This window comes from Nonomuraea antri, from assembly GCF_013283785.1.
GTDB classification, from domain to species: domain Bacteria; phylum Actinomycetota; class Actinomycetes; order Streptosporangiales; family Streptosporangiaceae; genus Nonomuraea; species Nonomuraea antri.
On record NZ_JABCPZ010000280.1, the window covers coordinates 1 to 12,948 of the forward strand.

Annotated in this window: 14 protein-coding genes; 7 read left to right on the forward strand and 7 right to left on the reverse strand. The window is 68.7% G+C overall.

The features are described from left to right. Window positions 1–768 precede the first annotated feature (768 nt). Window positions 769–1,701 carry a recombinase family protein gene (locus HII36_RS48230; protein WP_173530118.1) on the forward strand — a complete coding sequence of 311 codons (933 nt, stop codon included), beginning with the start codon at window positions 769–771 and terminating at the stop codon, window positions 1,699–1,701. A 165-nt stretch (window positions 1,702–1,866) separates the two neighbouring features. On the opposite strand, the gene HII36_RS48235 is transcribed toward HII36_RS48230, so the two are convergent. From HII36_RS48235 to HII36_RS56160, 3 genes are all read right to left on the reverse strand, one after another. Next, entirely contained in the window at window positions 1,867–2,073 is a 207-nt protein-coding gene (locus HII36_RS48235) for an SDR family oxidoreductase (RefSeq protein ID WP_173530119.1), read from the reverse strand. Window positions 2,074–2,216: 143 nt separating this feature from the next. Continuing rightward, window positions 2,217–2,594, reverse strand: coding sequence for a TetR/AcrR family transcriptional regulator C-terminal domain-containing protein (locus HII36_RS56155; protein WP_328808230.1), 378 nt, complete (start codon window positions 2,592–2,594; stop codon window positions 2,217–2,219). After that, window positions 2,591–3,052, reverse strand: coding sequence for a TetR/AcrR family transcriptional regulator (locus HII36_RS56160; RefSeq protein WP_217370888.1), 462 nt, complete (start codon window positions 3,050–3,052; stop codon window positions 2,591–2,593). Before HII36_RS56160 ends, HII36_RS56155 begins: the two co-directional genes overlap by 4 nt. A gap of 98 nt (window positions 3,053–3,150) precedes the next feature. Between HII36_RS56160 and HII36_RS48245 the strand changes: the two genes are divergently transcribed. The 5 genes from HII36_RS48245 (at window position 3,151) to HII36_RS48265 (ending at window position 6,558) form a co-directional block, all read left to right on the forward strand. Next, window positions 3,151–3,426, forward strand: a complete 276-nt coding sequence (locus HII36_RS48245; protein ID WP_173530120.1) for a hypothetical protein — start codon at window positions 3,151–3,153, stop codon at window positions 3,424–3,426. Beyond that, a complete protein-coding gene (locus HII36_RS48250) occupies window positions 3,414–3,731 on the forward strand; it encodes a GNAT family N-acetyltransferase (RefSeq protein WP_173530121.1) in 318 nt (105 codons plus the stop codon). The genes HII36_RS48245 and HII36_RS48250 overlap by 13 nt, the downstream gene beginning before the upstream one ends. Further along, window positions 3,724–4,578, forward strand: coding sequence for an alpha/beta fold hydrolase (locus HII36_RS48255; protein WP_173530122.1), 855 nt, complete (start codon window positions 3,724–3,726; stop codon window positions 4,576–4,578). Before HII36_RS48250 ends, HII36_RS48255 begins: the two co-directional genes overlap by 8 nt. A gap of 193 nt (window positions 4,579–4,771) precedes the next feature. Further along, window positions 4,772–5,101 carry a hypothetical protein gene (locus HII36_RS48260; protein ID WP_173530123.1) on the forward strand — a complete coding sequence of 110 codons (330 nt, stop codon included), beginning with the start codon at window positions 4,772–4,774 and terminating at the stop codon, window positions 5,099–5,101. A 305-nt stretch (window positions 5,102–5,406) separates the two neighbouring features. Continuing rightward, on the forward strand, window positions 5,407–6,558 hold the full coding sequence (locus tag HII36_RS48265) for a hypothetical protein (RefSeq protein ID WP_173530124.1): 1,152 nt from the start codon (window positions 5,407–5,409) through the stop codon (window positions 6,556–6,558). A 201-nt stretch (window positions 6,559–6,759) separates the two neighbouring features. Here the strand turns inward: HII36_RS48265 and HII36_RS48270 are convergent, their stop codons facing one another. The 4 genes from HII36_RS48270 to HII36_RS48285 all read right to left on the reverse strand — a co-directional run bounded on the left by HII36_RS48270 (window position 6,760) and on the right by HII36_RS48285 (window position 11,042). After that, the gene (locus tag HII36_RS48270) at window positions 6,760–7,464 is read right to left on the reverse strand and encodes a hypothetical protein (protein WP_173530125.1); all 705 of its coding nucleotides are present in this window, start codon (window positions 7,462–7,464) and stop codon (window positions 6,760–6,762) included. A 143-nt stretch (window positions 7,465–7,607) separates the two neighbouring features. Next, window positions 7,608–8,645 (reverse strand): IS630 family transposase, encoded by a 1,038-nt coding sequence (locus HII36_RS48275; RefSeq protein ID WP_173530128.1) that lies wholly within the window; start codon window positions 8,643–8,645, stop codon window positions 7,608–7,610. Window positions 8,646–8,735: 90 nt separating this feature from the next. Continuing rightward, a complete protein-coding gene (locus HII36_RS48280) occupies window positions 8,736–9,911 on the reverse strand; it encodes a hypothetical protein (protein WP_173530126.1) in 1,176 nt (391 codons plus the stop codon). Between the two features lie 924 nt (window positions 9,912–10,835). Beyond that, window positions 10,836–11,042, reverse strand: a complete 207-nt coding sequence (locus HII36_RS48285; RefSeq protein WP_173530129.1) for a site-specific integrase — start codon at window positions 11,040–11,042, stop codon at window positions 10,836–10,838. Between the two features lie 1,491 nt (window positions 11,043–12,533). On the opposite strand from HII36_RS48285, the gene HII36_RS48290 reads away from it, so the two are divergent. Continuing rightward, window positions 12,534–12,948, forward strand: a 415-nt coding sequence (locus tag HII36_RS48290) for an effector-associated constant component EACC1 (protein WP_173530127.1), incomplete at its 3' end; no start/stop codon positions are given.

Consider the following 12,948-nt stretch of genomic DNA (forward strand, 5'->3'; position numbering starts at 1 on the left):
CTGGTGGTGACGGTGTTGATTGTGGTGATCCACCCGTCTACCAGGGGTTCTTTGCGTCTTCAGGCGAACGCCGGACTCGCGATCATGCTGTGATCAGCAGATGCCCGCCGAGGATGAAAACAGCTCAAGGAAGGGCACCAGCACGGCCTTAGTGATGCCGCTGCTCTCGACTGCAGACGACCGCTTTGGTGGAGACCTCGCGCCTATTACGAACGGCAAAACGAGCCCAAGGATACCGTACAGCGTTACCTCGGATACTTTGACGGATACGAGGCGGCGTACCGCGAGGTCTGTAAGGTAATCAGGCCGAAAGTCGGATAAGCCAAGCATTCCTCTTGCGGGCAAGCCCCAGCGGCGTCCCCGGACGACCACCCCCGCGCCCGTCGAAGACCACCCAGAAGGCGAGGTGCGGCGTTCTCCCCGGCGAACGGCGGGAAGGCCCAGCAACCGGCTCCCGGGCCCAGCACGAGCCCGCGCTCAACGGCGTCAAACTTGGCCTCACCCTCATCAGCGCGGAGGGGCGCCACTACACCGCCGACGGCGAAGCGCTGACCGCGTTCTTCACCATGACGGCCCACCGCTCGGGTCGGCCCGACCGGACGCAATGTAGCGCTGGGTGACAGTGACTACTTTCGGTGTTCGCAGAAATGGATAGTTCTGCGAAGTGAAGCATGCCCAGCGTGGCGTCCTGTTTGTCCTCGATCTTCATTCTCAGAACCTCTCGCAAAACTGATCTCGCAGAACCTGCCTTGCGATGGGTTTTGCGACATGGCCGAGCTCACTGATCCCGCCGCCGCTGTCGAAGCCTTCGACTGTCCCATGTGTGAGGCGTCTGCGGGCAGCGCCTGCCGCACTCGGGACGGCAAGGTCGCGCCGAAGTACCACACGCCTCGCTTCATGCTGGTGCCCCAGTTGCGGGCCGAGTTGGAGGTGCGAACCCCGGCCTTGCGTGGCGTGGGCCGTCCCTGGCGGGCGGGCCCGGCCATCGAGGCCGTTCCGCCGGTGTCGGCCCGCCCGACGCGGGTCGGCTACGCCCGCTGCAGCACCGCGCAGCAGGAACGGCAGAGCCAGCTCGACGCGCTGACCGAGGCGGGCTGTGAACCGATCTTCTCCGAGAAGATCAGCACCCGGGTCAGGGCGCGGCCGGAGTTCCCCCGGGCGATGGAGTACGCCCGCACCATCAAGCAGGCCGTCCCGCACCAGCGGGTGATCTTCACCGTGCACGAGATGAAGCGCCTGAGCCGCGGCGCCGCCGAACTTCTGACCATCGCGGAGGATCTGCGCCACCACGACATCGAGCTGGAGTTGCTGACCGGCCCGCTGCAGGGCATCTACAACCCCTCGGGGCACGGCGCGGCGCTGTTCGCCTTCTTCTCCGGGATGGCTGAGTCCGAACGCGAGTACATCCGGGAGAAATTCCTCGAAGGCCAGGCCTCGGCGCGCGAACGCGGCCGCCACGGCGGACGGCCGAAAGTGCTTGACGAGGACATGATTGTCTACGCCCGGTCGTTGCGCGAGCGTGGGGTGGCTGTGCCCGACATTGCCCGCAAGCTGGTCATCCCGTCTGGCAAGAACAAGGGCGAACACCCCTCGATTGCGAGTGTTTACCGGGGTGCTCGCCGATGGGGAGAGCCCGGTAGCGCCCGGCGTGAGCAGCCCTGGGCGAGGGGCCGCTGCTGGGTGAGACAGCCGGTTCGGTAGAGAGGCGAACCGGCAGCAAGCCCGTCAGTTCTGGTCTACGCGTGCGCGGTGGGGAGGACGGCTTCGGCGGGGTGTCGGAAGTGGCTGTGATTTCGACACCCCGCCGCCTCCCGCACAGGGTCAAAGTGAACGTGGGCCGGTAGGGCGGTCGGGAGTGGAGGGCCTTTAGTAGAAGTCAGGTTGGCCGCTGGCGGCCGTGGTTCCGCCATCGACAGGGAGGATCACACCGGTGATGAATCGGGCGTCATGGGACGCGGGGAACGTCACCGCGCCGGCGATGTCAGCGGGGGTCGAGTGACCAGTGAGTGCCTGACGCTTGCCGGCCCGGGCGATCCACTCGGCGAAGGGATGGGCTTTGGCGAGCTCCGGCATTATCTGGGGTTCTCAAGCAAAGTAGCTGATCAGCCGCTTGAAGGCAGGTCAGGCACGTAAGGCAAGCAGGCACGATCACGGCCGGGCCGCCGAGGGTTGACAATGCGCCTGAATTCGTGCGGCGAGGCCGTCCAGGCGGCAGGTCAGGCCGTACTCGAACAGACCGTCCAAGTCCGACACCGCATCCTGGGGATCGCGGCCAGCTGCGAGAAGCGGCCGCTGTGCAGCAGCTCGTCGGCACGCGCGCGCCGGGCCAGCCACCACCGGTCGAGCGTTACCCCGGTCTCCTGTTCGGCCTCCACTCCCCCGGCCAGGGTCAAGGCGACGGTGATGACCACGCCGTGCAGGGTGAGCGCCTCCCGGATCCTGGTCTCCGCCGGCAGGCCGAGCCCGTCGAGCGCGCGCAAGATCCACTCGGTGTGGGCCATCATGTTGGGCACGAGCAGCGGGCGGGTGAACGAGATCGCTCTGGCCAGCCACAGGTGCCGCCGGGACAGCTCCCACTGCAGGCGGGCGATCAGTTCGAGTCTGGCTCGCCAGCCGTCAGGCCCGGATCGGGCAGCTCCGGTTCGCCGAAGGCCACGTCGACCATCTGGGTGATGAGTTCGTCCTTGGTGGCGACGTGCCGGTACAGCGACATCGGGCCCGACCCGAGCTGGCGCATGGAGACAGCGTCGAGCCCCTCCACGTCGGCGATCGCGATGGCGGTACGGAGCAGGTGCCCACGGCTCAGCGTCCGCTTCGGCGCGCCGACCCGGGGCTGCCGCCCGCTGACCACCGTGCCGGAGCCCACCTTGGCCTCGACCAGGCCCTCGTCGCGCAGGGTCGCCATCACCCGGGTCGCGGTCGCGATCGCCACGCCCCACCGCTGGACGATCTGGCGGATGGACGGCATCCGCTCGCCGGGCCGCAGTTCGCCGCTCAGGACCCTGCTGCGGATCTCCGCGACAATGCGCCGACAGGGCGGTTCCGCCGCCATGGGCAGCCTCCGAATGTACTAGTCCACTCAGCTTCGCACTAGTGCACTTTGTTCTCCTAAAACAGGCGTGTCCACACAGTTGTCGATACGGTGTACCCGTGGCAGTTGATACAACGTACGCAAACGAGCCGCAGGCAGTGGTGGACGTCCTCGTCGAGGCGTTCACCGACGACCCCGTCGTGTGCTGGCTCTCTCCCGACCCGAGCGAACGTGGTCGTCTCCAGGCGGTGTTCTACCGTTCCCTGCTCACCCACCCCGCCGCCGAGGCACACCTGGCGGACGGCGGCAAGGGCGCCGCCATCCGGCTCACACTGGGCCCGGACGAGACGCTCCATGACGACCAGTGGCCTTCGGTTCGCGGATGCGGGCACTGAGCCAGGCGCTGAACCGGCGCCACCCCACCGGCGCACGGCATCTCTACCTGCCGTTCGTGGGTGTGACCGGCGAGCGGGGGGGCGCCGGGCTCGGCTCGGCGATGCTGCGGCAGCGACTGGATCGGGCGGATGCCGACGGGCTCGGCGTGTACCTGGAGGCCAGTTCGGCGCGGAGCCGTGCCCTGTACATGCGGCACGGGTTCGAGGCCCTGGGAGCCCCGATCCAGGTGGCCGACGGCCCGCCCCTGTGGCCGATGTGGCGACCACCCCTCCCCACCAGCCAAGAGAGGAACATCAATGACTGAATCGCCCACTCTGGTGCTCATCCACGGCACCAACACCTCGTCGTACTGCTGGAACGGCCTGGTCAGGGAGCTCACCCTGCTCGGCCACCGGTGCGTGGCCGTCGACCTGCCGGGACACGGCGAGGAGGCGTACTACCCGCTCGCGTACCAGGCCCCCCAGGACCCGGTGGGCCTGGCCACCGAGCCGTCACCGCTCGCCAAGATCACCATCGACGACTACGTCGAGCGGGTCGTGGACGTGGTGCGCCGGGTCCGCCGGTTCGGCCCAGTGATCCTGGCCGGTGCCAGCCAGGGAGGCGTCACCGTCAGCAAGGTCGGCAACGCCGTCCCTGATCTGCTGGAGCGGGTGGTGTACGTGGCGGCGTACTGCTGCGTCGACCTGCCCAGCATCAGCGCCTACGAGGACACCCCGGAGAACGCCGGCAGCCTTCTTCCCGAGGTCCTCCGGGCGATGGCCGCCGACCCGGCCGCCTTGGGGGTGAGCCGGATCAACTGGCGTACGGCCGACCCGGACGCGATGCGCGGCATCAAGGAGTGCCTCGCCGGCGATTTCACCGACGAGGCGGCGCGCTGGATGCTCAACGCCCTCCAGCCGGACGAGCCCGCCACCATCCCCCTGGCCGACGCCGCGGGCAAGGCGGACACCTGGGGCCGGATCCCGCGCACCTACGTGCGCTTCACCCAGGACCGGCTGATCCCGCTCGCACTGCAGGACCGGTTCATCCGGGAAGCCGACCGGCTCACCCCGGACAACCCGACGGATGTCCGCAGTGTCGCGGCTCCCCATGTCGGGCCGTACGGCCGGCCGGAGATGCTGGAGATCTTCGACGAGCTCCTCCGGCGCTGAGTCAGGCCGGCGCGGGCGACTCCCCGCCCTCATCCCCTTCCACGAGACGTCGCGGCCGGTCAGGTGCACCCCGCCAATTCAGCGATCGACGCCGTTGTGCGTCACGTGGTCCGCTTCGCCCGCCAGCAGACGACTGCTGGCGGGCGGTCAGCCGCAGCGGGGTGGCGTCGCGCACACGAAGACGTCGCCGACGGTGGCCCCCGCCCCCGAGCACACTGCCGGGGCGGATGCCGGGGGCTGCCAGGAGGAAGTCTTCGGTCAGGGACAGTCCGTCGCGAGTGGAGGGGAGCACCAGGTCGCCGACAAGAGCGCCGCCGCCGTGCACGCCCAGCAGGAGCAGCAGCGCGAGTGGGAGCGCGCCGGGACGCTGGCCAAGAGCAACCGTGAGCTGGCCAAGGCCAACCGGGAGCTGGACAAGGCGCTGGCACCGCGACCGAGCAGGCCGCCGCGGCCCGTGCCGCCGACGCCCGCGGCGAGCAGGCCCTGGCGGCCCTGCGAGGCGGGCAACGCTGAACCCTGCTGATCGATCAGGACCCGCGGATCGATCAGGAAACGTCGGCGGCGGGGCGTAGGCTGGCTGACGCGGCCGTCACGCTGGCCCGCTTCAGAGCCGCCCGGGCGCCCCCGCCGTCAGCGGCGAAGAGGACAAGGTCCCCCGGATCGCGTGAGACGACGCTCCGCTGACTGGTCGTGACGATCCCTGGCGGGGTGGCGTGGGCACCCTCGCCGAGAGGAACCGGCCCTGACCAAGAACCGCGCCCACCAGGCGGCCACCGGCGAGGCGTACAACGCCGCCCGGCGCGCTTTGACCAGGACCCAGCCGCCGTCATGTGGCTGCTGGTGACCCTGGCGCTCGACCCCGAGAAGGACGGCCGCGCCCTGCCCGACCTGCTCGACCACCGAGACCGGATGGCCGTGGCCCTCGCACTGTCCAACGCCTGGCGCTACGCGCGCATCCCGTGCCCGCAGGTCGTCGCTTGGCCGGTCAGCGCAGGTTCCCACCGGGCGGTGCTGCTGGCCCGCCTGGCCTTCGCCGTCCCGCCCACCGGCGGCCTGGTCGGAGACGAGCTGGAGACTCTGGCCTCCGCCGTCCGGCACGCCGCGGTGATGCGCGGCCGCGGCTCGGCGAGCGCCACGGTGGAGCCCGCCCCGGCCGCTGACGTCGACCAGCTCGGCGAGCACGCCCTGGAGTACGGCCAGCGGGTCGAGATCGCCGAACGGGACTGGTGGCGCCAGGCCCTGGTGCGCCTGAGGCGAGATGTGAGCACGAGCAGCCCCTTCGTGGACCGGCCGGCGCACCACCGGGCGGGCAAGGTGCTGACCCTGCAGCAGTCCGGACGCAAGCACTGGCCCATCGACACGACCGGCTGGCGCACGAGCAGCGACATCGACCTCACCAGCTTCGTGCCGGACGAGGCCGTGGAAGTCGTCAAGGCCCTGCAGGAGACGCCGCCGCTGCTGGCGGACGCGATCGAGCCGGCGCACGCCCGCCTGGCCGGCCGGTGGGCGCGGGCCATGGCCTGGTCGAGCACGCCGCCGGCGACCGCGGCGCGAGCATCGGCGATCGGGTCATGGTGCACGAGCACCGCAAGGAGGTCACGCGAACCGTTCGCTACGAGATCGAGCGGATCCGCCGAGACGGCGCCGACGCCGAGCCCGCCCGGCTCATCCCCATCGATCACGGAGCTGCCTACGGCTCCCACATCACCACCGGCCGCACGCCCGAGGATGGAGTACCTGAGCGGGCCGTTCGCCGAGCACTACCAGGGTGCCAACCCGCTCATCGGCGCGGACGTCGCCGAGGTCCGCAGGCGCCTGCGCGAGCTGCGGCCCGCGTTCGAGCGGCTGGGCCGCGGCCACTGGCTAGACTACTCGCTGCACGCCCTGGACCAGCTCGCGGGCAACACGTCCGGCGCTCGCAACCTGATCGCCGGTCCAGGAGCGAGGCACCTGGCGAGCGCGGGAAAGGAGGGGACATGACAGCGCACAGTTGGGCTCGTGGCCCCCGCACCTCAAGGTGCGGAACCCGTGAGGGCATGGAAATCGCCCGCTCTACTCGGCAGCAGACGGAATTGATGTGCATGCACGCTGCCGGCGACTACACCGGTGCCGCGGCTCCGTCTACCGCGTCTCTGACGACGATCCGGCGCCGAAAAGGGTCGTAGGCGGAGGTAGCAGCTTTCACTCCAGGTCATCCCAGGCCCAGGGAGCGGCAGCGTTCCCATTGGGCTCATGCCCGAATCGGAACTCCCCTCCCTCTTCGAACTTGACGAATTGAACGAATAAGCCTGCGGCAAACACCCTCTCCACCAGCTCTCGCAGCTGGTCCTTGGCCCCGGCCTCCCGCAAGCTGTCCAGCAACTGGCTCACGGCGTACGGGCCGTCCACGGGGGTATGCCGGGCGGCGCGTCCGGCCAGCTCCCGCAGCTGATCCTCGGCCCCGGCCTCCCACAAGCTGTCCAGCAACCGGCCCACGGTGTACGGGTCGTTCACGGCGGCATACCGGGCGGCGTGGTGGGCCGGGCGGTGGTCGGCAGGGTGCAGGGCGTGCATAAGGTTGACAAGATTGGCAGAAGCGTTCAGATCGCCGTGGGTTGTGGCGTGTTTGTACAACTGGGCGGCGTCGCGATACAGCCCGCGCGCCCGGGCCGCGTTGCCGAGCGCTGCCAGATCGGCAGGATGGGCATGCGCAGCGGCTGCAGTCCAGAAATCGATCGGAGGTATCTGGTCGGCTCGGTCATGTCGGCCGTGCTGGTCGAGGTAGTCGGCCAGCCGATACAGCGGCCCGGATGCAGTCCGCAGGCTCGGTGGGGTGGCGGCCGTTGCGGAACTGACGCCGGGTGTGCGCTGGTTGCGGCGGATGCCGATCTTGACGGGGGACAGCATGCCGGGAATGCCGTTGCACGGGGTGGCGGCGTAGTCCAGGGCCTGCTGCAGCCAGTCGTCGTCAGCCTGATCCCACTGGGTGTCGGTGAGGTAGCCGGGCGCGGCAGCGGACAGCAGCGCCAGCGGCAGCTGCTGGCCGGCGCCTAGTGAGCTGGTCCGGAAATTCGTGAGCAGTAGTGGCAGATACGGTCGATGATCTGGTCGGCAGTCTTGCGCCAGATGAATGGGCGGGGGTTGTCGTTCCAGGCGTCGATCCAGTCGTGGAGCGCGGTGGTGAGGTGCTCGACCGAGCAGAACACCCCGCGGTCCAGGCAGCGGCGCTGAAGCTCGGCGAACCAGCGCTCGACCTGGTTGAGCCAGGCTGAGTAGGTGGGGATGAAGTGCAGGGTGAAGCGGGGATGGGCGATGATCCATCGCTGCACCACCGGTGCCTTGTGAGCCGACAGGTTGTCGCAGACGACGTGCACGTCCAGGCCGGCCGGGACGAGGGCATCAAGGTCGGCCAGGAAGTCACGGAAATCGGCCGCGGTGTGCCGGGCGGTGACCTTGCTCACCACTTCCCCGGTGACGACGTTGAAGGCGGCGAACAGGTCGACGGTGCCGTGCCGGACGTAGTCGAAGCTGCGCCGCTCGGCTACCCCGGGCATCATCGGCAGCACCGGAGCGCTGCGTTGCAGCGCCTGGATCTGCGGTTTCTCGTCCACGCTGAACACCACCGCGTTGGCCGGCGGGGCCAGGTAGAGGCCTACGACATCGCGGATCTTGTCGATCAGCAGCGGGTCGGGCGAGATCTTGAACGTCTCGGTCCGCCAGGGCTGTAACCCGAAGGCCCTCCAGATCCGGGCGACGCTGGCCGGCGAGATGCCCACGCGGGCGGCCAGCTGCCGTCTGGACCAGTGGGTCTCGCCCGGCGGTGTGGTCTCCAGCGTAGCCACCACCACCTGCTCGACCTGGGCATCGGTGATGGTGCGCGGAACACCGGGCCGCGGTTCGTCGGCCAGCCCGTCCAGGCGGGCGGCGATGAACCTGGCCCGCCACTTGGTGACCGTGCCCCGCGCGATCCCCAGCCGCGCGGCGATGGCGAGGTTGGAGTCACCTCGCGCGCACTCCAGCACGATTCGCGCACGTAACGCCAGCCCCTGTGCCGTCGACCGACGAGACGCCCAGCCCTGCAAGGTCATCCGCTCGCCCGCGGTCAGTACCAGCGGCGGCAGTCTGCTGTCTCCCACATCCTCAGCACACTCCCGCCCGGGCCCGAAGTCACCACCCTGTTACATGAAGCAACACAAGTGGTGACCACAGACCTCAAGCCAGCTCACTAGGCGGCGGGCGTCCATCGCCGCCCAGATCAGCGCCTTGGTGGCGGGCGAGGCGCGGGTGTAGCGCTCCAGCAGGACCGGCACTCCGGCCAGGTACTGGGTGATCTGACCATCCTCGGTGCGTTCGGCGGCCTCACCCAGCCGGCGGTCTTGGGCGGCATGGCCGCTCAGCGCCTGCAAGTCGGTGGGGGTGAACGCGTCCGGGACGCTAATGTCGCAGCCGTCCAGCAGTTCCCGGGCCTGGGCATGCGGATCAGGCTGTTCTGGACCCGGGCGGACTGTCAGGGTGTGCCAGTGCCGCGGCCATAAGGTGGCCAGCACCAGCACCGGGCCGCGTCCCTGATCCCGTAGTAGCTCGCGCAGGCCTGCGGCGACCTGCTCACCCAGCTTGTCCGGCGCCAGGTAGAACTGGGCCTCATTCAGCCACACCACCGTGTACGGCGCGACATCGCCGATACCGGTCAGGACGGCCTCGGGCCGGGTCGGGTCGATGGGATGCCACAGCCGCCACGGCTCGGGGCGCTCACGCAGCAGGTGCAGCGCCTGCCAGCAGGCGCGGGTCTTACCGGTGGAGGAGCCGCCGACCAGCAGCGCGATGGCACTGTCCCCGCCGGCAGCGGCGGTCACCACCTCGCGTAGTGCGCGATCATGAGCGCGCGGCACGTACACCGGAAGCGGTGGCAAGCCGGCGTCACCGAGGTCGATGGCGCGATGGACCTCCAGCCCGAACCGGAAGGGGTCGGTCACCTCCCTCAGCGGCCAGCCCGGCGGGCCCCGCTCCGCCGTTGCGGCGTGTCCGAACCGGCCGACGTCATCCAGCGCCGGCGCCGGTGCGGGAGCCGGGCGGGCGCGGTCGGCGAGCATCAGCCGATCCCAGTCCCGGGTCGACGGGGCAGGTTCGTTCGCCCAGGCGGCCAGGGCGGCGCCGACCCGGACCAGCTGGTCCAGATCCCGGGGCTCGGCGGCCCCGGTCGCCCACCCGCCCAGTGTCGAAGCCGGCACCTTTGAGATCTTGGCAAGCTCCTTCTGCGTCACCCGGCCCGGGCTGTGGACACGGGCCTGCTCCCACAGCCGGGCCAGCTCCGCCAGGACCCGGGAGGTCGACCCCTCCGGCCGGAACTCCGCCACGCCGCTCCCGCCTCCTCACCTGTCAGGGACCGTCATCCGGATCCGGGACGGACCGGCCCGGATCCCCGCTCACCGGCAGCGCAGCCCGTGCAGATCCGGACTCATCCGGCATACCTTCAACCCTGCGCCATCGCCCGATGTCATGTCGGCATGACCAACACCAGCAGCAACAGAAACAGCAACAGTCCGGCGCCTGGCAGCGGCCCGTCCGCGCTGCGACGCCGCTCCGCCCGCCTCCGCCGCCTTCGCCATCGCCCTGGCACGCGGCGCCGCCCACGCCACCGGCACCGGCCTCATCGGCCTGCTGTTTTGGTGGATCACCCACCGCTGAGCCGTACCTCGTGCATCAGTCCAGGCCGCACACCCGGCAGGCATCGACCCGTTCAACACCTCATCGACGCCATGACCCCTGCTTGGAGACGGCTCAGCTGCGTTTCTGCGCGGGGGTGACTCAGAGGTGGCGCAACTCCGTCACGGGCCCGGTTGACCAGCTCGGCGTCATACCGCCGAACTCCGTCCGGGTGATGAGCCTCCGCGCATGGCCGCAGCCGCACGGTGAGCCGATCCAGCTATCTCAGCTCTAGCGAGGCCGTGACGGTCACCGCGGAACCAGTGTTCTCTCCTGCGGCTACGAGATGGTGTTTCCTGAGTTTGATTTTGAGGACCTTGCCGCCGGGATCTTGGCAACGGTCTTGGGGACCATTTGGGGACCACACGCTGTGCGCACCCCTGCACGAAGTCCTGGTCGCTCAACGAGATGCAAGCCCCTGCACATGATTTGAGCTGGGAAAACGCCGACCTCGCCGTTCTGGGGGTCATGGGGTCGCAGGTTCAAATCCTGTCGTCCCGACTGGTCAGAAGGGGTACCAGAGTATTTCTGGTGCCCCTTTTCGTTTTCCGGGAGCCGAACGGGGAGCCACCGCTCTACCCGGCCTTCGGCTTGAAGATCTTGTTCATGGCGACCGCGCCCTCAGTAAGCGCAGGTCGGATCTCGTGCCGGTAGACGGTCTCGGTCACGTTCGTTGACGAGTGGCCAACGAGGCGGGCGATCTCTTCGATGGTCACCTTGTGGGCGGACAGCAGGGACACGAAACTGTGCCTCAGTTCACGCGGGCACCAATCCGTTCCGATACCTGCTGCAGCGGTGACTTTCTAAAAATTCTCGCCGAACATATCAGCGGTCCATCGGGCTTTCGTCTGCCTTGCGGGAAACAAGGGAGTCGTCGGTTCCTCGCTCTCCTGACGCGAGACGTTCAGCGGCTCTGGCCTTGTGCAGCTCTTTGAGGATGCGGATGCCCCATCGGGGAACCTTGAGGACTCGGCGGGATTTGTGCGTCTTGGTGTCTCTGTCCATCGTAGGTCACGCGCTTCTTCCGTCCGTATTCCGCACAGTAGGCAGATGATGATGTAACGCCTTGAGCGGAGTATCGAGTGACGCCCGGATCACTGCCTTTGCTTGTTCGACGTCGAGTGCCCTTGATGGTCTCCCTTCCTGGCCTTCCGGAACCGTCCACCAGACTGGCGACGTTTCTCAGGACTTTGTCCGTGGCTTGCGCGTGTCGTATTGCCCGCCGGACCATTTGATGAATGAGACGGAGCGAGCGTGTCGAGAGCGTTTCTGCCCGCTCGTCCCGATCTGCGGGATGATGTGATGATCGGCCATGGACCGGTAGTTGGCTACCGTTCCTGCGCCCTTCCCCTTGAGACCCTTGTTCAGCCAGTCGTTGACGCACTCTTCGACGGTGTAACCCCTCGTCCGTCTTGATGCCCGACTCCAGTTCTTCGACCAGCTTCTTGTACCCCGAGCTGACGGCCGGTCCCCTCATCAACGACTCCGCCGAGATGCTCCCCCTGCTCTCCAACGGCGAAGCCGTCTCACCCGCCCACGCTCACGCCGCCCGATACTTCCCCCGTCCCGACATCACCTACGTGCCCATCCACGACGCACCACCCGCACGATGGGCACTGATCTGGCCCACGACCACACGGTCCGGCCTCATACAGGACCTCGCCCACACCGCTGACCGCATCGGCACGATCACCTCGAAGACCACGCACCCAGAGCCCGAAGCTTCGAGGCCAACCTCGCCGCTGGCCGGGCCGCACGCCCTGGGGTGACCGCAGCCGCGCATGGTGCGATCTCGGTGGTGTTGTCGTGGGCGGAGGCGACCGGCATGACCACGGCGATGACCAGGCCCAGCGCACCCACCGCCAGGCCGCGTTTCCTGCCCGGCACGCGCTTGGCGGCATCTTTCCCTGTGGCAGTGCCGGGACCTCAGCCGCAACGTGCACGCTCTGGTCGTCCAGCATGACCAGACTCGCGTCGGCTGATCGCTTCTCCTTCGCGCGCGGGTGCCGACGCAGCAGGTCGGGGATGGTCTTCTCGGTGCCGTCGTCGCCCCATTTGGCGAAGTAGTGCGTCGCGTTCTCGGGGCTGCGGGAGCCGAGTTGGGGGCGGGGACGGCATGGATCCAGGTTTCTTCACGAATGGGTCTTTTCCTGAAAGGATCCCTGGGCGGGCTGCGCTTGCTGCAGACTGGCGGCGTGTGCTGTCCCCCGAGAGGTTCCCGGCTGCGACGTCCTTGGGGGCAGGATGGAGCGCGTTCGACGGGAGTTGGGGGCATGAGCGCCGAATTTCAAGCCGAACTGAGGATCTCCGAGGGCGATGCGCTCGGTGAGCTGGCCGCGCTGACCGGGTGGCTGAAAGAGCAGCGTGAGCTGCAGGGCCGCATCCGGTCGGCCGGACGGATGCCCGGGGCTACCGAACTGGGCGGGGCGGCGGAATGGCTGACCATCGCGCTGGGGTCGGGCGGTGCGGGGTTGGCGCTGGCCCGGGCGCTGAGCGTGTGGCTGACCAACCGCCATTCCGATGTCAGCATCACCGTAACCACCCCGGCCGGCACCGTGACGGTGGAGGCCAAGCGGACCGGCGATGCGCTGCCGCTGCTTCGACAGGTTCTCGACCAGCGCGCCGACGCCACCGACGACGCCATCGACGACAGCTCCGATGCCGGCCGCGGTGATGGCCATGTTGATG

Bases quoted from the DNA above. Each gene is read 5' to 3' on its own strand.
- HII36_RS48230 (WP_173530118.1), top strand. From the start codon at position 769: ATGGCCGAGCTCACTGATCCCGCCGCCGCTGTCGAAGCCTTCGACTGT.
- HII36_RS48235 (WP_173530119.1), bottom strand. From the start codon at position 2,073: ATGCCGGAGCTCGCCAAAGCCCATCCCTTCGCCGAGTGGATCGCCCGG.
- HII36_RS56160 (WP_217370888.1), bottom strand. From the start codon at position 3,052: ATGGCGGCGGAACCGCCCTGTCGGCGCATTGTCGCGGAGATCCGCAGC.
- HII36_RS48250 (WP_173530121.1), top strand. From the start codon at position 3,414: ATGCGGGCACTGAGCCAGGCGCTGAACCGGCGCCACCCCACCGGCGCA.
- HII36_RS48255 (WP_173530122.1), top strand. From the start codon at position 3,724: ATGACTGAATCGCCCACTCTGGTGCTCATCCACGGCACCAACACCTCG.
- HII36_RS48265 (WP_173530124.1), top strand. From the start codon at position 5,407: ATGTGGCTGCTGGTGACCCTGGCGCTCGACCCCGAGAAGGACGGCCGC.
- HII36_RS48270 (WP_173530125.1), bottom strand. From the start codon at position 7,464: ATGCTGTCCCCCGTCAAGATCGGCATCCGCCGCAACCAGCGCACACCC.
- HII36_RS48275 (WP_173530128.1), bottom strand. From the start codon at position 8,645: ATGACCTTGCAGGGCTGGGCGTCTCGTCGGTCGACGGCACAGGGGCTG.